Consider the following 18763-nt stretch of genomic DNA (forward strand, 5'->3'; position numbering starts at 1 on the left):
GGTGCGGTAGGGCGGTCGGGCGCGCGGTAGCCTTCACGCTGCACGCACACGCGCACGACGACGCCCTGCCGGTCCGCATCTGGAGGAGCCACAGCGATGGCGGAACACACCAGTTCGAGCATCACGATCGAGGCGGCACCGGCCGATGTGATGGAAGTGATCGCCGACTTCACCCGCTACCCGGACTGGACCGGCGAGGTGAAGGAGGCGGACGTCCTCAAGACCGACGAACGGGGCCGCGCCGAACAGGTCCGCCTCGTCATGGACGCCGGCGCGATCAAGGACGACCAGACCCTCGCATATACCTGGACCGGCGACAACGAGGTCTCCTGGACCCTCGTCAAGTCCCAGATGCTGCGCTCCCTGGACGGCTCCTACATCCTCAAGTCCACAGGCGCGGGTGCCACGGAGGTCACGTACCTCCTCACGGTGGACGTCAAGATCCCCATGCTCGGCATGATCAAGCGCAAGGCCGAGAAGGTCATCATCGACCGGGCGCTGGCGGGGTTGAAGAAGCGGGTGGAGTCGGGCGAGCAGTAGGAGGGGGCTGACGCTCAGCCCGTCCGGCGTTTGAGGACGAGGCCCCTTCAGGGCCGACGGAGGTCCGGGGGCGGAGCCCCCGGCAACGGCACCCAACCCCCACCGACCGACTACCGTTCACTCATATGCGCACCCTCCTGATCACCGGCCCAGGCGGCAGCGGCCGCAGCACCATCGCCGCAGCCACCGCACAAGCCGCCGCAGGCACCGGCACCCGGACCCTGCTCCTCGGTGCCGACCGCGGCGACACCCTCGGCGCCGCCCTGGGCGTGGTGACGGGAGCGGCGCCCGTGGAGGCCGCCGAGAACCTCACGGTATGGCGCCCCGACGCCACGGAGTCCTTCCGCGCAGACCTCACCGCCTTCCAGGACCGCGCCTCCTCCGCCCTCGAACTCCTGGGCGCGGCCCGCCTGGACGCGGAAGAGGTGACCCCCCTCCCCGGCGCCGAGGAACTGGCCCTCCTCCGAGCCCTGAGGGACGCGGCCCTGTCCGAGGTCTACGACCTCCTCGTCGTAGACCTCCCGCCCACCTCCCACGCACTGGCCCTCCTCGCCCTCCCCGAGGAACTCCGCCGCTACCTACGCCGCCTCCTCCCCGCGGAGCGCCAAGCGGCCCGCGCCCTGCGCCCGGTCCTCGGCCGCCTCGCCGGCGTCCCGATGCCCTCGGAGTGGCTGTACGAGACGGCGGGCCGCTGGGACGTAGAACTGGCCGCGGTCGAGGCAGTCCTCGCCGACCGGAACACGACCGTACGACTGGTCGCCGAGCCCGGACCGGCCGGCGCCGACGCCGTCCGCGCGGCCGGACTCGCGCTCGCCCTGCGCGGCCTGCGCCCCGACGTACTGGTCGCCAACCGGGTGCTGCCGGAGTCTGTCGAGGACACCTGGCTGGCCGGCCTCAATGCCCAGCAGCGCAAGACCCTGGACGAGTGGCAGGGGGCGTACGACGTCCAGCACGTCCCGCACCTCGGCCACGACCCCCGCGGCACCGACGACCTCACCGCGCTCGCCGTGCCCGGAGTCAACGCGACCGGCTCCACGGTCGAGTGGCCCGTCACCGACGGGCTCGCCGAGGACGGCGGCGACAGGGTCCTCGTATGGCACATCCCGCTGCCCGGCGCGATACGGGACGAGCTGGACCTCGTCCGCCGAGGCGACGAACTCGTCGTCACCGTGGGCCCGTTCCGCCGTATCGTGCCGCTCCCGTCGGCTCTGCGCCGCTGCACCGTGGCCGGCGCCGCCCTGCGCGAGGGCGAACTGCGCATCCGGTTCGCCCCCGACCCGGACCTGTGGCCGCAGGGAAGGTGACCGAGTGCGGATTTGTGCGGCCCGACCCCGTGAACCACGTACGCCCATTCGGGTAACGTCGTAGAGACGAACCGTAGTCAGGAGTCCGTCATGAGCGAAGAGCTCCCCCCGTCCGACGCCGGCGAGGAAGAGGCGCTCGACGAGGTGCGGGCGACCGACGCCGACGCCTGGGCGACGGCGGCCGCCGAAGACCTAGCGGCGGAGAAGGCCCGCCGCCGCACCCAGTACGGCCCGCCCCCGGGCTCGGCCGCCGAGGAACTGCGCAAGCTCGTCGACACCGTCGCGGACAAGCTGTCCGGCCTCCAGTCCCCCCTGCTCGGCCAGGTCGCGGGACCGGCCGCCCAACAGGTGGTGAAGCAGGTCGTCCAGCAGGCCAAGGCCGCCGTCGAGCCCGTCATAGAACGCAACCCGGACGTCTTCGACCACCTCGCGGCGGCCGGAAGCGAACTCCTCGCCGCGTACCGCTCCGCGGTCCAGGCCCAGGAACAACGCTGGACGGCACGCGACAGCGAACTGAAGGACCGCCGTGACCGGGGAGAGGACCCCGGCCCGGGGGAGCGCATCGACCTGGACTAGAAGGCCCTCGGGTACGGTGGGCCGTAGCGGGGCTCGACCGAAACTGAGGGATTCATGGGACTCACCATCGGCGTCGATATCGGCGGCACGAAGATCGCGGCCGGGGTGGTCGACGAGGAAGGCAACATCCTCTCGACCCACAAGGTGCCGACGCCGGGCACGGCCGAGGGCATCGTGGACGCCATCGCCGCCGCAGTCGACGGAGCGCGCGCCGGGCACGAGATCGTCGGCGTGGGCATCGGTGCGGCCGGGTACGTCAACCGCCAGCGTTCGACGGTCTACTTCGCGCCGAACATCGACTGGCGCCAGGAGCCGCTGAAGGAGAAGGTCGAGGCCCGCGTGGGCCTCCCCGTCGTCGTGGAGAACGACGCGAACGCCGCGGCCTGGGGCGAGTACAAGTTCGGCGCCGGCAAGGGCCACCGCAACGTCATCTGCATCACCCTCGGCACCGGCCTCGGCGGCGGCATCATCATCGGCAACAAGCTGCGCCGCGGGCACTTCGGGGTGGCCGCCGAGTTCGGCCACATCCGCATGGTGCCGGACGGCCTGCTGTGCGGCTGCGGCTCACAGGGCTGCTGGGAGCAATACGCCTCCGGCCGCGCGCTCGTCCGCTACGCCAAGCAGCGCGCCAACGCGACCCCCGAGGCCGCGGACGTCCTGCTCTCCCTCGGCGACGGCACCCCCGAGGGCATCGAGGGCAAGCACATCTCCATGGCCGCCCGTCAGGGCGACCCGGTGGCCGTCGACTCGTACCGCGAACTGGCCCGCTGGGCCGGCGCCGGCCTCGCCGACCTGGCCTCCCTCTTCGACCCCTCCGCGTTCATCGTCGGCGGCGGCCTCTCGGACGAGGGCGAACTGGTCCTCGACCCGATCCGCAAGTCCTACAAGCGCTGGCTGGTCGGCGGCAACTGGCGCCCGGTCGCCGACGTGATCGCCGCCCAACTGGGTAACAAGGCGGGGATGGTAGGCGCGGCGGACTTGGCAAGGGAACCCGACCCGATCATGTAGGCGTACGGCCACTCTGCCGACCTAAGGGGCGCGGGGCGGTAGTCGATTTGCGGCTACCGCCGCGTGGGCGCGACCAGCCACGCACGACCGGCAGTCGCCCACGTACCTCGCGCCCCGAGCTGTCGGGCGTAGATTGATCCACATGGTGCCGCTCCCCAACTCCCGCACAGACCCCGACGGTTCGGCGATCATCCGCGTCCTGAGCTACAACATCCGCTCGATGCGCGACGACACGGACGCCCTGGCCCGCGTGATCAGGGCTTGCGCCCCGGACCTCGTCCTCGTCCAGGAAGCCCCCCGTTTCTTCCGCTGGCGCAAGAAGCTCGCCCGGCTGGCAGCAGCGTCAGACCTGGTCGTCCTCACCGGCGGAGGCTCCGCCGCGGGCCCGGCCCTGCTCTGCTCGCTCCGGGCGACAGTCGAACGCACGGAGGACGTCCTCCTCCCGCTGACGCCCGGCGAACACCGCCGCGGCTTCGCGACCGCGGTCGTACGGTTCGGCGGCACCCGGCTCGGTGTCCTCAGCTGTCATCTCAGCCTTCGCCAGGACGAGCGGTACGAGCAGGGCGGCATGTTGCTCGACCGGCTGGCCGGAATGGGTGTGGACCATGTGATCGCGGGCGGCGACCTCAACGACCGCCCCGACGGCCGGACCTTCGGGCGGCTGGCCAAGGAGTTGCAGGACTGCTGGGCCACCGTCCCCTGGGGCGACGAGTACACCTGGACGCCCGGCAACCCCTTCCAGCGCATCGACGCGATCTTCGCGACGCAGGGCATCGAGGTACTCGGCTGCGGGGTGCCGCTCGGACTGCCAGGGGTGGAGGAGGCCGACATCAAGAGGGCGACGGACCACTTTCCGGTCCTCGCCGCCCTCAGAATCCCCGCGAACCCCCGGAACTAGACGACCGCTCCCCGCCCCGGATCCTCGCCGTCCTCCTCGTCCGTGCGCATCCGCATCACCAGCGTGCCGAAGCCGCCGAGGAAGCCGCCGATGCCGATGGTCGCCAGCCACCAGGTCATGTCCCAGCTGAGCAGCACGGCCAGCAGCAGGAGGATCGGGCCGCCGATCACCCCGAGCCAGGCGAACTTGGCCGTCGTGTCGGCGGCCGGCAGCGGGGGCGGCTCCGGCGGCACGAAGTGGCCCTCGTCGTCCTCGTCGAAGTCCTCCTCGGCGGAGTCCGGCGCGGTGTAGTCACGAGGCCCGCCGACACCGGGCGCGAAGGAGACCGAGCTGCCCAACGGCTTGGCGGGCGCCGGCGGCTCCTCCGTGCCGGTGTCCTTGCTCTTGTCTTTGCTCTTGTCCTTGCCCTGTTCCTTGGCCTTGGGCTGTTCGTCGTTCTTCTCGGGATCGAGCAGCGCCAGGTCCTCGATCGACTTGAACGGCTTGGCGCCCGGCGGATCCTTGGGCTCCTCGCCGTATCCGGCGACGATCGCGGCCCACGCGGCCTCCTCGTCGAACGGGACGCCCTGCTCGTCCGGTTCGAGGCCCTCGCGGTCGGAGTCGTGCTCAGCCACCTGTGGCCGTCCCTTCCTGCTCGCTCACCCGGCCCGTGTCGGACGCCTGCTTGCCGACACTGGGTGCGAGCCGGCCGATGAACGTGAAGCTCTCCTCGAAAATCCGGTCCGCGTCGTGGTCCAACGTCGCGACGTGGTAGCTCTGTTCCAGCAGGATTTCCGTCACGTCGGTCGAGGAAACGCGGCTGAGGACACGGGCCGAGTCGGCCGGCGGAACCACATGGTCCTGGGAGCTGTGCAGCAGCAGGAGCGGCTGGGTGACCTGAGGCAGCTCGCGGTCGACCAGCCGGAAGAAATTGCGCAGGGAGTGCGCGGAGTGCAGCGGCACCTTGTCGTACCCGACCTCCTCGCTGCCCTCCTTCGCGATGTCACTGGCGATACCCGGCGCCGTACGCACCAGATGGCGGGCCACCGGAAGGGCGTACGCGGCGAGGCCGTGCACCTTGATGCCCGGGTTGACGACCACGACGCCGCTGATCTCGTCACCGTGCTTCGCGGCCAGCCGCAGGGCCAGGGCGCCGCCCATGGACAGACCCGCGACGAAGACCTGCGAGCAGCGCTCACGCAGGGCGCGCAGCTCGCGGTCCACCTCCGCGTACCAGTCCTGCCAGCCGGTGAGCTGCATGTCCTCCCAGCGGGTGCCGTGCCCGGGCAGCAGCGGCAGCGAGACGGTGAGGCCGCGCTCGGCCAGATACTCCGCCCAGGGGCGCAGCGACTGCGGGGAACCGGTGAAGCCGTGGCAGAGGAGAACTCCGACCTCCCCGCCCTCGTGGCGGTACGGCTCGGCTCCGGGGAGGACCGGCACCTTCGGTCTCCTGTTCATGAGAGGGGCGTGGTGGTGAGACGCGTGTTCATGAGAGGGGTCTGAACAAGTCCAGGTGCGGTTAACCGTACGCGACCGCACTGACACCGACCAGGGTCGTCGGGTCCTTTGACGGTGCTCCGGGTTAAGGTCTGATCGACGGATACGGGAGGCACTCGGTTGTTGTACGGCACGATGAAGGTCGCCATCGGGGGACCGCTGAAGGTCGCCTTCCGACCCTGGGTGGAGGGCCTGGAGAACATTCCGGACGAGGGTGCCGCCATCCTGGCGAGCAATCACCTCTCGTTCTCGGACTCGTTCTTCCTGCCCGCGGTCCTGGACCGCAAGGTGACCTTCATCGCGAAGGCCGAGTACTTCACGACGCCCGGGGTGAAGGGCAAGCTGACGGCCGCGTTCTTCAAGGGCGCCGGCCAGCTTCCGGTGGACCGCTCCGGTGCGCGCGGGGCTGGCGAGGCCGCGATCAAGGCCGGGATCGACGTCTTGGAGCGCGGTGAACTGTTCGGTATCTATCCGGAGGGCACGCGCTCCCCGGACGGCCGGCTCTACCGCGGCAAACCCGGCGGCCTCGCGCGCGTGGCGCTCGCCTCCGGAGCGCCGGTCATCCCGGTCGCGATGATCGACACGGAGAAGATCCAGCCGCCCGGGAAGGTCATGCCGAAGCTGATGCGTCCCGGCATCCGGATCGGCAAGCCGCTCGACTTCAGCCGGTACAACGGCATGGAGCACGACCGCTTCGTCCTCCGCGCGGTGACCGACGAGGTCATGTACGAGATCATGAAGCTCTCCGGCCAGGAGTACGTCGACATCTACGCGACCGCCGCCAAGCGGCAGATCGCGGACGCGGCGAAGGCCGACAAGGAAGCGGACAAGGCGGCCAAGGCCGCGCTCGCACAAGCGGAGAAGGAACAGACCAGCCCATAGGCGGGCCGGAGTCTGTGTCGGGGGTGGGGGAGATGGCCAAGCAGGTACGCGTCGTCAGAATGTCCGTCGAGCAGCCGCTCTGGCGTGCCCTGAGCGGCTACCGCGTGCTGACCATGCTGTACGCGATCGGGCTGTTCGCCAGCGCCTACGACGAGTTCGACCGCCCCGGCATCGCCATCGCCTTTTACGTCGTCCTGTTCGTCTGGACGCTCGCCACCCTGCCCCGGGTGCAGAGCGCGGTCGCCTGCACCAAGCGCTTCCTCGCCGTCGACCTCGCTATCGCGCTGACCGGCATAGTCCTCACCCCGCTCGCGGCCGACGACCACCACATCTCAAGCGGCGGTCCCACCCTGCCGTCGATATGGACCGCCGGCTCGGTCCTCGCCTACGCCATCAAGGGCGGCTGGCGCTGGGCCGTGTTCGCCTCCACACCGGTCGCCGTCGCCAACCTGATCGAGCGCGGCTCCCCGGCCCGCGACACCGTCCACAACGTCGTCCTCGTCTGGGTCGCCTCCATCGCCATCGGCTACGTCGTGGAGGTCGCCCGCGCCTCCGAGCGCACCCTCGCCCGCGCCCTGGAGATCGAGGCCGCCACCCGGGAACGGGAGCGCCTCGCCCGGGACATCCACGACGGCGTCCTCCAGGTGCTGGCCATGGTGCAGCGGCGCGGTGCCGTGCTCGGCGGCGAGGCGGGCGAGCTGGGCCGGATGGCGGGCGAGCAGGAGGTCGCGCTGCGCACCCTGGTCTCCGGCGCCCTGGTGCCCGTGTCCCGGGTCTCGCTGGACGCGGCGGAGGGCGCGGTCGTCAGAGCCGTAGAGGTAGAAGCGGAAGCGCCCGATGACGACGGGCCGGTCGATCTGCGGGCGCTGCTCGCCCCGTACGCCGCCGCGAAGGTGAGTTTCGCCGAGCCCGGTGCCCCGGTGCCGCTGCCCGCGCCCGCGGCGAAGGAGTTGGCCGCCGCTGTCGGTGCCGCCCTGGACAATGTGCGCAGGCACGCCGGTGCGGACGCCCGCGCCTGGATCCTGGTCGAGGACGAGCCCGGCGAGGTCGTCGTGACCGTGCGGGACGACGGGCCCGGCATCCCCGAGGGCCGGCTCGCGCAGGCCGAGGGGGAGGGGCGGCTCGGGGTCGCCCTGTCGATCCGGGGACGGCTGCGGCACCTCGGCGGCAGCGCCGAGCTGGTCTCGATTCCCGGACAGGGCACGGAAGTTGAGCTGAAGGTACCGAAAGCGCGGGGGAAGGCGGGGACACGATGAGTGAGCAGCAGGGCCCGATCAGGGTCATGGTGGTCGACGACCACCCGATGTGGCGCGACGCCGTCGCCCGCGACCTGGCCGAGTCCGGCTTCGACGTGGTCGCCACCGCCGGGGACGGCGAGCAGGCGGTGCGCCGGGCCAAGGCCGCCGCCCCCGACGTCCTCGTCCTCGACCTGAACCTGCCGCAGATGCCCGGCGTCCAGGTCTGCAAGGAACTGGTGGGCGCCAACCCGGCGTTGCGCGTCCTGGTCCTCTCCGCGAGCGGCGAGCACGCCGACGTACTGGAGGCGGTGAAGTCCGGCGCGACCGGCTATCTGCTCAAGTCGGCGTCCACGGAAGAGCTGTTGGACGCGGTGCGCCGAACAGCGGTCGGCGACCCGGTGTTCACCCCCGGCCTCGCCGGACTGGTCCTCGGCGAGTACCGCCGCCTCGCCTCCGACCCGGCACCGGCCGCCGACAGCGACGAGCCCAAGGCGCCCCAACTCACCGACAGGGAAACCGAAGTACTGCGCCTGGTCGCCAAGGGCCTGAGCTACAAGCAGATCGCCGAACGCCTGGTCATCTCGCACCGCACGGTCCAGAACCACGTCCAAAACACCCTGGGCAAGCTCCAGTTGCACAACCGGGTCGAGCTGGTCCGGTACGCGATAGAGCGCGGCCTCGACGACGCGTAGCCAGGTCGGTAGATCAACTACCCGACAATTCACCGCACTTGATCTCGGAATTGACCTTCCCGCCCATCCCTCTGTGACCTGGATCACCATTAGCGTGGCTCTCACAGGAAACCGCGGCGAAGGGATATTTCCATGCGCGTCGGAGTACTGACCGGAGGCGGCGACTGCCCCGGACTCAACGCCGTCATCCGGGGCATCGTCCGCAAGGGCGTACAGGAGTACGGCTACGGCTTCGTCGGCTACCGGGACGGCTGGCGAGGTCCACTCGAAGGCGACACCGTCCGGCTCGACATTCCCGCGGTGCGCGGCATCCTGCCCCGCGGCGGCACCATCCTCGGCTCCTCCCGCACCAACCCGCTGAAGCTGGAGAACGGCATCAGCCGCATCAAGGCCAACCTCGCCGCGCAGGAGGTCGACGCGCTCATCGTGATCGGCGGCGAGGACACCCTCGGGGTGGCCGCGCGGCTGTGGGACGAGAGCGGGGTGCCCTGCGTCGGCGTACCGAAGACCATCGACAACGACCTGTCCGCCACCGACTACACCTTCGGCTTCGACACCGCCGTCGGCATCGCCACCGAGGCGATCGACCGGCTGCACACCACCGCCGAGTCGCACATGCGGATCCTCGTCTGCGAGGTGATGGGCCGGCACACCGGCTGGATCGCCATCCACTCCGGCCTCGCGGGCGGCGCGAACGTCATCCTCATCCCCGAGCAGCGCTTCGACGTCGACCAGGTGTGCGCCTGGATCACCTCCCGCTTCAAAGCGTCGTACGCCCCGATAGTGGTCGTCGCGGAGGGGGCCATGCCCAAGGACGGCGACGTCGTACTGAAGGACGGGACCCTCGACTCCTTCGGGCACGTCCGCCTCTCCGGGGTCGGCGAATGGCTGGCCAAGGAGCTGGAGAAGCGCACCGGCAAGGAGGCCCGCACCACCGTCCTCGGGCACGTCCAGCGCGGCGGCACCCCCAGCGCCTTCGACCGCTGGCTCGCCACCCGCTTCGGCCTGCACGCCATCGAGGCCGTCCGCGACGGCGACTTCGGCAAGATGGTCGCCCTGCGCGGCACGGACATCGTCCGCGTACCGATCGCGGAGGCCACGGCCCAGCTGAAGACGGTCGACCCGAAGCTGTACGAGGAGGTCGGGGTGTTCTTCGGCTGAGCCGTGGCCGCACTCCGGGCGTCGGCCGGGCAACTCAGCCCGTCCGGCGCTCCACCGACCCCGCGCTCGTCCCACGCAGCTGACCCACCAACTCCCGTACGACAACTGCCCCGTTGAGCGTCAGGACGGACTCGGGGTGGAACTGCACCCCGGCGAACCCGGGACCGCGCAGCGCATGCACCTCGTCCGACCCGCTCCGGCTCACCTCCACGCCATGGGCACCCAGCTCGACGGCGGCCTCGTCGTCGCAGCGCGCCACGAAGCTGTTGTAGAAGCCGACGGTCTCCTCCCGCCCGAACAGATCGATCACCGTCTGCGCCCCCTGGTACGGAACCTCCTTCCGTACGATCTCCAGGCCCAGCTCCGCCGCGATCAGCTCGTGCCCGAGGCACACGCCGAGGACGCCGTGCCGGTTCTCCCGGACGACCTCGGCGGTCAGCGCCCGCAGGAACCGCATCTTCGGGTCGGCCATGTCGGAGGGGTCACCCGGCCCCGGCCCCAGCACCACGGGCCCCTCGTGCGCGAGCACCGCCTCCCGCAGCCCTTCCTCGTCGTACCGCCGCACGGTCACATTGAGCCCGCTCGACCGCAGCACGTGCGCGAGCATCGCCGTGAAGGTGTCCTCCCCGTCGACGACCAGCGCGTGCCCGGTCAGCTCCTCGGACCGCTCCTGCATCCGCAGCCAGAACGGGGCGAGGGAGGTGCGGCGACCGTCGAGCGCGGCACGCACGCGTGGGTCGTCGGCCAGCCGGGGACGCGAGTCCTCGTCCCGGGGCCGGGACGGTCGTACGCCCAGAGCCGCCAGCACTCCCGCCGCCTTCGCGTGGGTCTCCGCGACCTCGCTCGCCGGGTCCGAACCGCGGACGAGGGTGGCGCCGACCGGCACCCGCAGCCGGCCGGCCGTGTCGATGTCGGCGGTGCGGATGAGGATGGGGGAGTCGAGGGTCTGGGCGCCGCCGGAGTCGTGGCCGAGCAGGGCCAGGGCGGCGCCGTAGTAGCCGCGCCCGCCGACCTCGTGCCGCTCGATGACCCGGCAGGCGTTCTGCACGGGCGACCCGGTGACGGTCGCCGCGAACATCGTCTCCTTCAGGACCTCGCGCACGTCCAGCGAGGAACGGCCGCGCAACTCGTACTCGGTGTGCGCGAGATGGGCCATCTCCTTCAGGCGCGGGCCGACCACGACCCCGCCCATGTCGCCGACCGTGCACATCATCTTGAGTTCCTCGTCGACGACCATCGACAGCTCCTCGATCTCCTTGCCGTCGGCGAGGAAGGAGAGCAGGTGCTCGGGCGTCGGCCCCTCGGCCGGATAGCGGTACGTCCCGCTGATCGGGTTCATCACGACGGTCCCGCCGGACATCCGGACGTGCACCTCGGGGCTCGCGCCCACGAGCGTCCGCTCCCCGGTGTGCACGACGAACGTCCAGTAGGCACCCCGCTCACCCACCAGCAGCCGCCGGAACAACGCCAGCGCGTCGGCCCTGCCGTACCCCGGGATCTCCCCCTCGTACGTCCGCCGGATGACGAAGTTGGCGCCCTCGCCCCGCCCGATCTCCTCCCGCAGCACCCGCCCCACGATCTCGCCGTACGCCTCGTCGTCGACGTCGAAGCCCCCGCCCTCGACCCGGACGTCGTGCGCGGGCAACTGCTCCAGGGCGTCGGCGAGCGGGATCTCGTACGACTCCTCGGGGGTGAGGAAGGTCAGCGGGGTGCCGTCGTCGCGGACGTCGAAGCCGCGTTCGCGGATCTGGCGGTAGGGGATCAGGGCCAGGCCCTCGTCGGGGAGGTCGGCGAGACGGTCGTAGGAGGCGACCGGGCCGATCATGACCTCGATCACGTCCTGGTCGTGGCCCGGAGTGCGACGGCGCAGCAGGGCGAACGGGCGGGAGTCGCGGAGCAGGTCGTCCAGATGCATGGGTCCCTGGTTCCTTCTCGTGGAGAGGAACGGACCCCGGACACACCGAAGGCCGCCCCTCGGGCGGCCTTTGCGAAGTACGGTCGAGTACGCGCAGTCAGTGGGCCGCCGGATGAGCGGTCCACCACCAGTTCTGAGTCGAATGCGCGAACATGCGAGGCACCATACCCCACGCCCACCTGAGCGCGCGGGCATCTCACCTGTCGAGCCGCGCGAAAATTGCTCGACACGACCCCGTAATGTTGAGGGCGTGACCGTGAACGCTAAGACCAGCGCGAGCGCTGGCAACACCTGGCGAGACCTGCCCGCGGCGCAGCAGCCCGAGTACCCCGACACCGAGGCTCTGCGCGCAGTGATCGCGGACCTCGCGTCGTATCCGCCGCTCGTCTTCGCGGGCGAGTGCGACCAGCTGCGCGCCCGGTTGGCGGCCGTCGCCAAGGGAGAGGCGTTCCTCCTCCAGGGCGGCGACTGTGCCGAGGCCTTCGACGCGGTGTCCGCCGACCACATCCGCAACAAGCTGAAGACCCTGCTCCAGATGGGCGCCGTACTCACGTACGCCGCCTCGGTGCCGGTCGTGAAGGTCGGCCGTATCGCCGGCCAGTACTCGAAGCCGCGCTCGAAGGGCACCGAGACCCGTGACGGCGTGACGCTGCCGACGTACCGCGGCGACTCGGTCAACGGCTTCGCCTTCGACGAGAAGTCCCGCATCCCGGACCCCGAGCGCCTGAAGCGGATGTACAACGCGTCCGCCTCCACGCTCAACCTGGTCCGCGCCTTCACCACCGGCGGCTACGCCGACCTGCGCCAGGTGCACGCCTGGAACCAGGACTTCGTGAAGTCGTCCCCGTCAGGCCAGCGCTACGAGCAGCTCGCGCGGGAGATCGACAACGCGCTGAACTTCATGCGGGCCTGCGGCACCGACCCGGAGGAGTTCAAGACCGTCGAGTTCTACGCCTCGCACGAGGCGCTCCTGCTGGACTACGAGTCGGCCCTGACCCGGGTCGACTCCCGCACCGGCAAGCTCTACGACGTCTCCGGGCACATGGTGTGGATCGGCGAGCGCACCCGTCAACTGGACGGCGCGCACATCGAGTTCGCCTCCCAGATCCGCAACCCGATCGGCATCAAGCTCGGCCCGACGACGACCGCCGAGGACGCGCTGCAGTACATCGAGCGCCTCGACCCGGACCGCGAGCCCGGCCGGCTCACCTTCATCGTGCGGATGGGCGCGGACAAGGTCCGCGACAAGCTGCCCGAGCTGGTCGAGAAGGTCACCGCGTCCGGCGCGACCGTGGCCTGGATCACCGACCCGATGCACGGCAACACGTACGAGGCGGCCTCCGGCCACAAGACCCGCCGCTTCGACGACGTGCTCGACGAGGTGAAGGGCTTCTTCGAGGTCCACAAGGGCCTCGGCACCCACCCGGGCGGCATCCACGTCGAGCTCACCGGCGACGATGTCACCGAGTGCGTGGGCGGCGGCGACGAGATCTTCGTCGACGACCTGCACCAGCGCTACGAGACGGCCTGCGACCCCCGGCTGAACCGCAGCCAGTCGCTCGACCTGGCCTTCCTCGTCGCCGAGATGTACAGGGACCAGTAGCGGTTTCACCTGTTACAGCAGTATGCCGTGGGGCGGGGATCACATACGATCCCCGCCCCACGGCACTTTTACAGCTCCTGCGGGCCGGGTAAGGTTAGGTTGGCCTTATCAAGTTCCGGCGGGAGGTGAATCCGCGTGTACGTCTGCAGTTGCTTCCAGGTGACCGAGGCGCAGGTCCAGCAGCACGCGGGTGGGGGTGCCTGCACGCCCCGCCAGATCGCCTCCGCCTGCAAGGCCGGTACCGACTGCGGTTCGTGCGTCCGCCGGATCCAGGCGATCCTCGGCCGCGGCAGCTGCCCGCGCCGCGATCTCGCGGAAGAGGGCGCGCCGGTCTTCGCCGACCTGGACGAAGCCGCTTAGGGGCAGACCCTAGCTGGGCTGCTCGATCTGCTGCGCGATGTAGAGCGCCTCGCCGAGCTGCTCGATCAGCTGCAGCTGCGTGTCGAGGTAGTCGATGTGGTGCTCCTCGTCCTCAAGGATGTCCTCGAAGATGTTGGCCGACGTGATGTCGCCCTTCGTGCGCATCACCTCGATCCCGCGCTTGAGGCGGTCGATCGCCTCGACCTCCACCTGCCGGTCCGCCTGGAACATCTCGGTGACCGTCTGGCCGACCCGCACGTGGAACAGCCGCTGGTAGTTCGGCAGACCGTCGAGCATCAGGATGCGCTCGGTGATCTTGTCCGCGTGCTTCATCTCGTCGATGGACTCTTCACGCGTGTACTTGGCGAGCTTGGTCCAGCCGTTGTTGTCCTGGATGCGGTAGTGCAGCCAGTACTGGTTGATCGCGGTCAGCTCACCGGTGAGCTGCTCGTTCAGGAACTCAAGGACCTCGGGGTCGCCCTGCATCGCAGAGGCTCCTTCCAAAACGGGGGGAACTGGCGGGTTGCGCCGCATGATTGCACCGGCGCGAAGAGGCCGTCCAGTAAGTGCATGCTTAGTAGGAGTTGCCCGAATCCGCCCAGAGCCGGTCATGTGCATCGCCCCGGGTCTGTCAGGATGGAGTCATGGGTCAGAGAGGGGTCGAACAGCCCGAGCTTCCACCGGGCCAGCGGCTCCAGCGCGGCTGGCCGGTCACCCACTACGGCCCGGTGCCCAAGTTCCGCCCCGAGCGCTGGGAGTTCAGGGTCTTCGGCGCTACGGCCGACGGTGACAAGCACTGCTGGAACCACGAAGAGTTCACGGCCCTGCCCTACGACTCGGTCGTGGCCGACCTGCACTGCGTCACGAAGTTCAGCATGCTCGGCGCCGAATGGGGTGGCATCCCCGCCCGCACCATCCTGGAGACCGCCCCGCCGGCAGCGGCCGTCACCCATGTGATGGTGTGGGCGGAGTACGGCTTCAGCGCCAACCTCCGGCTCGCCGACTTCGCCGCCGACGGCACCATCTTCGCCACCCACAAGGACGGCGAACTCCTCACCGCGGAACACGGCTTCCCGCTCCGCCTGGTCGTCCCCCACCTGTACGCCTGGAAGGGCCCGAAGTGGGTCCGCGGCGTCGAGTACATGACGGCGGACCGGCGGGGCTTCTGGGAGGAGCGGGGCTACCACAACGTGGGCGACCCCTGGCAGGAGCAGCGGTACTCGTACCAGGAGGGACCCGGCGAGGGTCCCGAGCTATGAGTCCCTGAGCTTCTTCAGCCGCTCCACGTCCGCCGCGTGCCCTTCCCTGCCGCCGGGCGTCTCGATGATCAGCGGTACGCCCGCGGTCGCCGGGTGGGTCATCAGCGCGCGGAACGGATCCTCGCCGATGTGCCCGGAGCCGATGTTCTCGTGGCGGTCCTTGTGGGCGCCGACGACGTCCTTGGAGTCGTTGGCGTGGATCAGTTTCAGCCGTCCCTCACCGACCGTGTCCACCAGCAGGTCGAGCGTCTGATGCATGCCGGTCGGGCCGGTCAGGTCGTGCCCGGCGGCGAAGATGTGGCACGTGTCCAGGCACACGCCCAGCTTCGGATGCGCGTCCAGCGCCTCGAAGTACGGCCCGAAGTCCCAGGTCCGGGAGCACAGGGACGAGCCCTGACCGGCCGTCGACTCAAGGAGCAGGAACGGGTCGTCGTCGTGGGTCAACTCGTCCAGCAGCGGCAGCAGATGCTCCCGCACCTGGGCCAGCGCCACGGACCGCTCCCGCCCGCCCGTCGCACTCCCGGTGTGCACGACGACGCCGAGCGCCCCGATCTCCCGCCCGCGCCGCAGCGAGTGCCGTAGCGAATCAACGGACTTTTCTACGGTGGCCTCGGTGTGCGAGCCGAAGTTGATCAGGTACGGGGCGTGCACGTACGCCGGGATCGAGTCGGCCTCGCAGGCCGCGCGGAACTCCTCGTCCTGGCGCGGGTTCCCGACCGGCGTCGCCCAGCCGCGCGGGTTGGCGACGAAGACCTGCACGGTCTCGGCGGCCAGCTCACGGGCGTAGGACAGGCCCACGGAGTGGAGGCCGCCGGCCACGGGGACATGGCCGCCGACGGGGTTGCGGGAAAGGAGCCGAGGGGCGGGGGAGGGGAGCCCGGGGGCGGTGGGGGAGAGGTGCTGGGTGCTCACCCGGCCAGGGTGTCACGCGCGCGTGCCGCCCCCGTCACCGGATGGTGATCGTGATCGTCGACCCCTTGGCGGCCTGCTCGCCCGCGTCCACGGACTGGCTCTTCACTGTGTCGCCGAACAGGCCCAGGATGCCCCGGTCCTCCTTGACCTTGAAGCCGGACTGCTCAAGGAGCTTCGTCGCGGCGTCGACGCTCGCGCCGACCACGCTCGGGACCTCGACCATCTCCGGGCCCTTGGACACCGTCAGCGTCACCGTGTCGCCCTCGGCGGCCTGGCTGTCGCCGGCCGGGGTCTGCTGGGCGACCTGGCCCGCGTCGTACTCCGAGGTGATCTCGGTGGCCGAAACCGTCACCTTGAGACCGGCGTCCTGCAGGTCCGACTTCGCCTCGTCCAGGTCCTCACCGGTGACGTCGGGCACGTCGATCGCGCTGCCCTTGCTGACGGTCAGGGCTATCGCCGAGCCCGCGTGGCGTTTCGTGCCCGCCGTCGGGTCCGTGCTGATGACGAAGCCCTTGGGGACGTCGTCGCTGAACTCCCTGGTGACCATGCCGGCCGCCAGCCCGTCCGTCTTCAGCAGGGCCTGCGCCTTGCCCAGGGCGTAGCCCTCCAGACCGGGCACCTTCACGGTCTCCGGGCCGTCCGAGACGGTCAGAGCCACCGAGTCGTTGTCCCGGATGCGGGCGCCGGCCACCGGGTCGGTGCTGATGACGGTGCCGCGCTTCACGGTGTCGCTGTAGGCATGCTTGACCGACTTCACGTCGAGACCGGCGTCTTTCAGCCGCTCCCTCGCCTGCGTCTCGGTCTTCGCCAGCAGCGGCGGGACCTTGGTGAACTGGCCGGAGTTGATGTACCAGACCCCGGCCCCGACCCCGACGATCAGCAGCAGGGCGGCGACGATGGCCAGCAGCCCGCGCCGGGGCCGCCGCGCCTCGCGCCGCCGGGGCGGCATGGGCGGCCCGCTCTCGAACCGGCTGGTCCGGTTGAAGGGGTCACCGGGCTCGTCGTCCTCGTTCACGGGCAGCGGACGCGGCACGGTCAGCGAGCGCGGGATCACGCTCGTACGGTTCTCGGCGTTGGGATACTCCGAGGTCAGCGCCTGCGGCGGCACCGCGTCCAGCTGCTCGGCGCTCAGCCTCGACCGCGCCTCGCGGACAAGACCGAACAGCGCGACCGCGTCGTAGGGCCGGAGGTCCGGGGTGCGCGCGGTGGCGGTGGCGACCAGCTCGTCCAGCTCGTACGCCAGCCCCGGCACGAGCGCCGAGGGCGGCGGGACGTCCTCGTGCAGGTGCTTGTAGAGCACGATCGCGGCGGAGTCCCCGTCGTGCGGCTTCTGGCCGGTCAGCATCTCGTACAGGACGACACCGCACGCGTACACGTCGACCCGGGGGTCGGCGGTGGTGCCCTCGATCTGCTCCGGCGCGAGATACGACACCGTGCCGAGCACGGACCCCGTGGTGCTGGTGACCGTGTCCACGGACCTGACCAGCCCGAAGTCGGCGACCTTGACCCGGCCGTCGTCCCCTATGAGCACGTTCTCCGGCTTCATGTCCCGGTGCACGAACCCGGCCCGGTGCGCGGCACCGAGCGCGGCGAGCACCGGCTCCAGGATGTCCAGCGCGGCCCGCGGCTGCAGCGCCCCGCGCTCACGCAGGACGTCGCGCAGGGTGCAGCCGGCGACGTACTCCATCGCCAGATAGACGTACGACCGGTCGGCGCCCTGGTCGAAGACCTGCACCACGTTCGGATGCGCCAGCCGCGCGACCGACTTGGCCTCGCGGATGAACCGGTCGACGAAGTGGGCGTCGGCCGCCAGCCCCGGGTGCATCACCTTGAGCGCGAGAACCCGATCCAGGCGGGTGTCCACGGCCCGGTAGACCGTGGCCATCCCGCCGACGGCGATCCGCGCGTCGACGCGATACCGGCCGTCGAGCAACTGCCCGACGAGAGGGTCATGAAGGGTCGTATCCACGCAGGTGAGTGTACGAGCCGACGCTGACAGCACCGCCTTTTCGGCCAGGATCGGGGCGGTACTGCAGCGGACCTGTGACGCATCCCACGCACGGCCAGCCGCCGACGGCGGGACCCCCACGGGAAAGGTTCACCACTCGACGGACTGGAAACGGGTGGTGCGCGGGTGGGAGATCAGAAGGCCGGGCGTTCAGGGTCGAACCGTGCCAGGCCCTCCGCAGGAGAGGACGCCTCTGCGAAATGCCGACGAGGGATACGCCCCGCCCGGAACGCCAACCTCCCCGCCTCCACCGCGCTCCGCATCGCCGACGCCATCAACACCGGCTCCTGCGCCCGCGTCACCGCCGAGGCGAGCATCACCCCCGCACACCCCAGCTCCATCGCGAACGCCGCGTCGGACGCCGTACCCGCCCCCGCGTCCAGAATCACCGGCACACGCGCGTGCTCGGTGATCAGCTGGAAGTTGTGCGGGTTGCGGATACCGAGCCCGGAACCGATCGGTGACCCCAACGGCATGATCGCCGCACACCCGACGTCCTCCAGCTTCCGCGCCAGCACGGGATCGTCGTTCGTGTACGGCAGCACCGTGAAACCGTCGTCGACCAGGGTCTCGGCGGCGTCGAGCAGCTCGATCGGGTCCGGCAGCAGTGTCCGCTCGTCCGCGATGACCTCCAGCTTGACCAGGTCCGTCCCGAGCGCCTCCCGCGCCAGCCGCGCCGTCAGCACCGCCTCGCCCGCCGTGAAGCAGCCCGCGGTGTTGGGCAGCACCCGGATACCGAGCCGCTCCAGGACGGACAGCACCGAGCCGTGCACGGAAGCGTTTACGCGCCGCATCGCGACCGTCGTGAGCTCCGTACCGGAGGCCACCAGCGCGCGCTCCAGGACGTCGAGGCTGGGCGCACCGCCGGTGCCCATGATCAGCCGGGACGTGAAGGACGTACCACCGAGGACGAAGGGGTCGTCGGCCATGG

General features: G+C 70.4%; 20 protein-coding genes. 12 read left to right on the plus strand and 8 right to left on the minus strand.

The genetic code is table 11. The features are described from left to right. Window positions 1-96 precede the first annotated feature (96 nt). The 5 genes from AB0I69_RS41450 (at window position 97) to AB0I69_RS41470 (ending at window position 4326) form a co-directional block, all read left to right on the plus strand. Window positions 97-540 carry an SRPBCC family protein gene (locus AB0I69_RS41450; RefSeq protein WP_363100964.1) on the plus strand — a complete coding sequence of 148 codons (444 nt, stop codon included), beginning with the start codon at window positions 97-99 and terminating at the stop codon, window positions 538-540. A 125-nt stretch (window positions 541-665) separates the two neighbouring features. Beyond that, window positions 666-1844: an ArsA-related P-loop ATPase gene (locus AB0I69_RS41455; protein WP_363100965.1), complete on the plus strand. Its 1179-nt coding sequence runs from the start codon at window positions 666-668 to the stop codon at window positions 1842-1844. A gap of 90 nt (window positions 1845-1934) precedes the next feature. Next, the gene (locus AB0I69_RS41460; protein ID WP_363100966.1) at window positions 1935-2420 is read left to right on the plus strand and encodes a DUF5304 domain-containing protein; all 486 of its coding nucleotides are present in this window, start codon (window positions 1935-1937) and stop codon (window positions 2418-2420) included. Between the two features lie 54 nt (window positions 2421-2474). Then, window positions 2475-3428, plus strand: a complete 954-nt coding sequence (locus tag AB0I69_RS41465) for an ROK family glucokinase (protein WP_317886877.1) — start codon at window positions 2475-2477, stop codon at window positions 3426-3428. A 142-nt stretch (window positions 3429-3570) separates the two neighbouring features. Continuing rightward, complete coding sequence (locus tag AB0I69_RS41470; RefSeq protein ID WP_363100967.1) at window positions 3571-4326, plus strand: endonuclease/exonuclease/phosphatase family protein; 756 nt, start codon at window positions 3571-3573, stop codon at window positions 4324-4326. Here the strand turns inward: AB0I69_RS41470 and AB0I69_RS41475 are convergent. Both AB0I69_RS41475 and AB0I69_RS41480 read right to left on the minus strand, forming a co-directional pair. Next, a complete protein-coding gene (locus AB0I69_RS41475; protein ID WP_363100968.1) occupies window positions 4323-4940 on the minus strand; it encodes a hypothetical protein in 618 nt (205 codons plus the stop codon). The two genes, AB0I69_RS41470 and AB0I69_RS41475, sit on opposite strands and share 4 nt — an antisense overlap. Next, entirely contained in the window at window positions 4933-5745 is an 813-nt protein-coding gene (locus tag AB0I69_RS41480) for an alpha/beta fold hydrolase (protein WP_363101029.1), read from the minus strand. The genes AB0I69_RS41475 and AB0I69_RS41480 overlap by 8 nt, the downstream gene beginning before the upstream one ends. Before the next feature lie 192 nt (window positions 5746-5937). Between AB0I69_RS41480 and AB0I69_RS41485 the strand changes: the two genes are divergently transcribed. The 4 genes from AB0I69_RS41485 (at window position 5938) to AB0I69_RS41500 (ending at window position 9775) form a co-directional block, all read left to right on the plus strand. Next, on the plus strand, window positions 5938-6684 hold the full coding sequence (locus tag AB0I69_RS41485; protein ID WP_363101030.1) for a lysophospholipid acyltransferase family protein: 747 nt from the start codon (window positions 5938-5940) through the stop codon (window positions 6682-6684). A gap of 32 nt (window positions 6685-6716) precedes the next feature. Next, window positions 6717-7940, plus strand: coding sequence for a DUF5931 domain-containing protein (locus tag AB0I69_RS41490; protein ID WP_363100969.1), 1224 nt, complete (start codon window positions 6717-6719; stop codon window positions 7938-7940). Continuing rightward, window positions 7937-8614 (plus strand): response regulator transcription factor, encoded by a 678-nt coding sequence (locus AB0I69_RS41495; RefSeq protein WP_363100970.1) that lies wholly within the window; start codon window positions 7937-7939, stop codon window positions 8612-8614. The genes AB0I69_RS41490 and AB0I69_RS41495 overlap by 4 nt, the downstream gene beginning before the upstream one ends. Before the next feature lie 132 nt (window positions 8615-8746). Beyond that, window positions 8747-9775: a 6-phosphofructokinase gene (locus AB0I69_RS41500; RefSeq protein ID WP_363100971.1), complete on the plus strand. Its 1029-nt coding sequence runs from the start codon at window positions 8747-8749 to the stop codon at window positions 9773-9775. A 34-nt stretch (window positions 9776-9809) separates the two neighbouring features. Here the strand turns inward: AB0I69_RS41500 and AB0I69_RS41505 are convergent, their stop codons facing one another. Both AB0I69_RS41505 and AB0I69_RS41510 read right to left on the minus strand, forming a co-directional pair. Beyond that, complete coding sequence (locus AB0I69_RS41505; RefSeq protein ID WP_363100972.1) at window positions 9810-11690, minus strand: anthranilate synthase family protein; 1881 nt, start codon at window positions 11688-11690, stop codon at window positions 9810-9812. Window positions 11691-11787: 97 nt separating this feature from the next. Continuing rightward, window positions 11788-11856, minus strand: a complete 69-nt coding sequence (locus AB0I69_RS41510; protein ID WP_082319554.1) for a trp operon leader peptide — start codon at window positions 11854-11856, stop codon at window positions 11788-11790. Between the two features lie 84 nt (window positions 11857-11940). Here AB0I69_RS41510 and AB0I69_RS41515 point away from each other — a divergent pair, with 84 nt between their 5' ends. Then, window positions 11941-13293 carry a class II 3-deoxy-7-phosphoheptulonate synthase gene (locus AB0I69_RS41515; protein ID WP_043675465.1) on the plus strand — a complete coding sequence of 451 codons (1353 nt, stop codon included), beginning with the start codon at window positions 11941-11943 and terminating at the stop codon, window positions 13291-13293. A 135-nt stretch (window positions 13294-13428) separates the two neighbouring features. Next, window positions 13429-13653 (plus strand): (2Fe-2S)-binding protein, encoded by a 225-nt coding sequence (locus AB0I69_RS41520; RefSeq protein WP_363100973.1) that lies wholly within the window; start codon window positions 13429-13431, stop codon window positions 13651-13653. Window positions 13654-13662: 9 nt separating this feature from the next. Here the strand turns inward: AB0I69_RS41520 and bfr are convergent, their stop codons facing one another. Continuing rightward, the gene (gene bfr, locus AB0I69_RS41525) at window positions 13663-14139 is read right to left on the minus strand and encodes a bacterioferritin (RefSeq protein WP_019062355.1); all 477 of its coding nucleotides are present in this window, start codon (window positions 14137-14139) and stop codon (window positions 13663-13665) included. A 158-nt stretch (window positions 14140-14297) separates the two neighbouring features. Here bfr and AB0I69_RS41530 point away from each other — a divergent pair, with 158 nt between their 5' ends. After that, window positions 14298-14912: a sulfite oxidase-like oxidoreductase gene (locus tag AB0I69_RS41530; RefSeq protein WP_363100974.1), complete on the plus strand. Its 615-nt coding sequence runs from the start codon at window positions 14298-14300 to the stop codon at window positions 14910-14912. Here AB0I69_RS41530 and AB0I69_RS41535 read toward each other — a convergent pair. From AB0I69_RS41535 to AB0I69_RS41545, 3 genes are all read right to left on the minus strand, one after another. Further along, window positions 14907-15824: a deoxyribonuclease IV gene (locus AB0I69_RS41535; protein WP_363100975.1), complete on the minus strand. Its 918-nt coding sequence runs from the start codon at window positions 15822-15824 to the stop codon at window positions 14907-14909. The two genes, AB0I69_RS41530 and AB0I69_RS41535, sit on opposite strands and share 6 nt — an antisense overlap. A gap of 34 nt (window positions 15825-15858) precedes the next feature. Further along, window positions 15859-17793: a Stk1 family PASTA domain-containing Ser/Thr kinase gene (pknB, locus tag AB0I69_RS41540; protein ID WP_363100976.1), complete on the minus strand. Its 1935-nt coding sequence runs from the start codon at window positions 17791-17793 to the stop codon at window positions 15859-15861. 173 nt (window positions 17794-17966) lie between these two features. Continuing rightward, window positions 17967-18761, minus strand: coding sequence for a thiazole synthase (locus AB0I69_RS41545; RefSeq protein ID WP_363100977.1), 795 nt, complete (start codon window positions 18759-18761; stop codon window positions 17967-17969). Window positions 18762-18763: the final 2 nt, after the last annotated feature.

The sequence above is a fragment of the Streptomyces sp. NPDC050508 genome (genome assembly GCF_040655155.1).
Lineage (GTDB): Bacteria > Actinomycetota > Actinomycetes > Streptomycetales > Streptomycetaceae > Streptomyces.

Bases quoted from the DNA above. Each gene is read 5' to 3' on its own strand.
- AB0I69_RS41450 (WP_363100964.1), top strand. From the start codon at position 97: ATGGCGGAACACACCAGTTCGAGCATCACGATCGAGGCGGCACCGGCC.
- AB0I69_RS41455 (WP_363100965.1), top strand. From the start codon at position 666: ATGCGCACCCTCCTGATCACCGGCCCAGGCGGCAGCGGCCGCAGCACC.
- AB0I69_RS41460 (WP_363100966.1), top strand. From the start codon at position 1,935: ATGAGCGAAGAGCTCCCCCCGTCCGACGCCGGCGAGGAAGAGGCGCTC.
- AB0I69_RS41465 (WP_317886877.1), top strand. From the start codon at position 2,475: ATGGGACTCACCATCGGCGTCGATATCGGCGGCACGAAGATCGCGGCC.
- AB0I69_RS41470 (WP_363100967.1), top strand. From the start codon at position 3,571: ATGGTGCCGCTCCCCAACTCCCGCACAGACCCCGACGGTTCGGCGATC.
- AB0I69_RS41485 (WP_363101030.1), top strand. From the start codon at position 5,938: ATGAAGGTCGCCATCGGGGGACCGCTGAAGGTCGCCTTCCGACCCTGG.
- AB0I69_RS41490 (WP_363100969.1), top strand. From the start codon at position 6,717: ATGGCCAAGCAGGTACGCGTCGTCAGAATGTCCGTCGAGCAGCCGCTC.
- AB0I69_RS41495 (WP_363100970.1), top strand. From the start codon at position 7,937: ATGAGTGAGCAGCAGGGCCCGATCAGGGTCATGGTGGTCGACGACCAC.
- AB0I69_RS41500 (WP_363100971.1), top strand. From the start codon at position 8,747: ATGCGCGTCGGAGTACTGACCGGAGGCGGCGACTGCCCCGGACTCAAC.
- AB0I69_RS41505 (WP_363100972.1), bottom strand. From the start codon at position 11,690: ATGCATCTGGACGACCTGCTCCGCGACTCCCGCCCGTTCGCCCTGCTG.
- bfr (WP_019062355.1), bottom strand. From the start codon at position 14,139: ATGCAGGGCGACCCCGAGGTCCTTGAGTTCCTGAACGAGCAGCTCACC.
- AB0I69_RS41530 (WP_363100974.1), top strand. From the start codon at position 14,298: ATGGGTCAGAGAGGGGTCGAACAGCCCGAGCTTCCACCGGGCCAGCGG.
- AB0I69_RS41545 (WP_363100977.1), bottom strand. From the start codon at position 18,761: ATGGCCGACGACCCCTTCGTCCTCGGTGGTACGTCCTTCACGTCCCGG.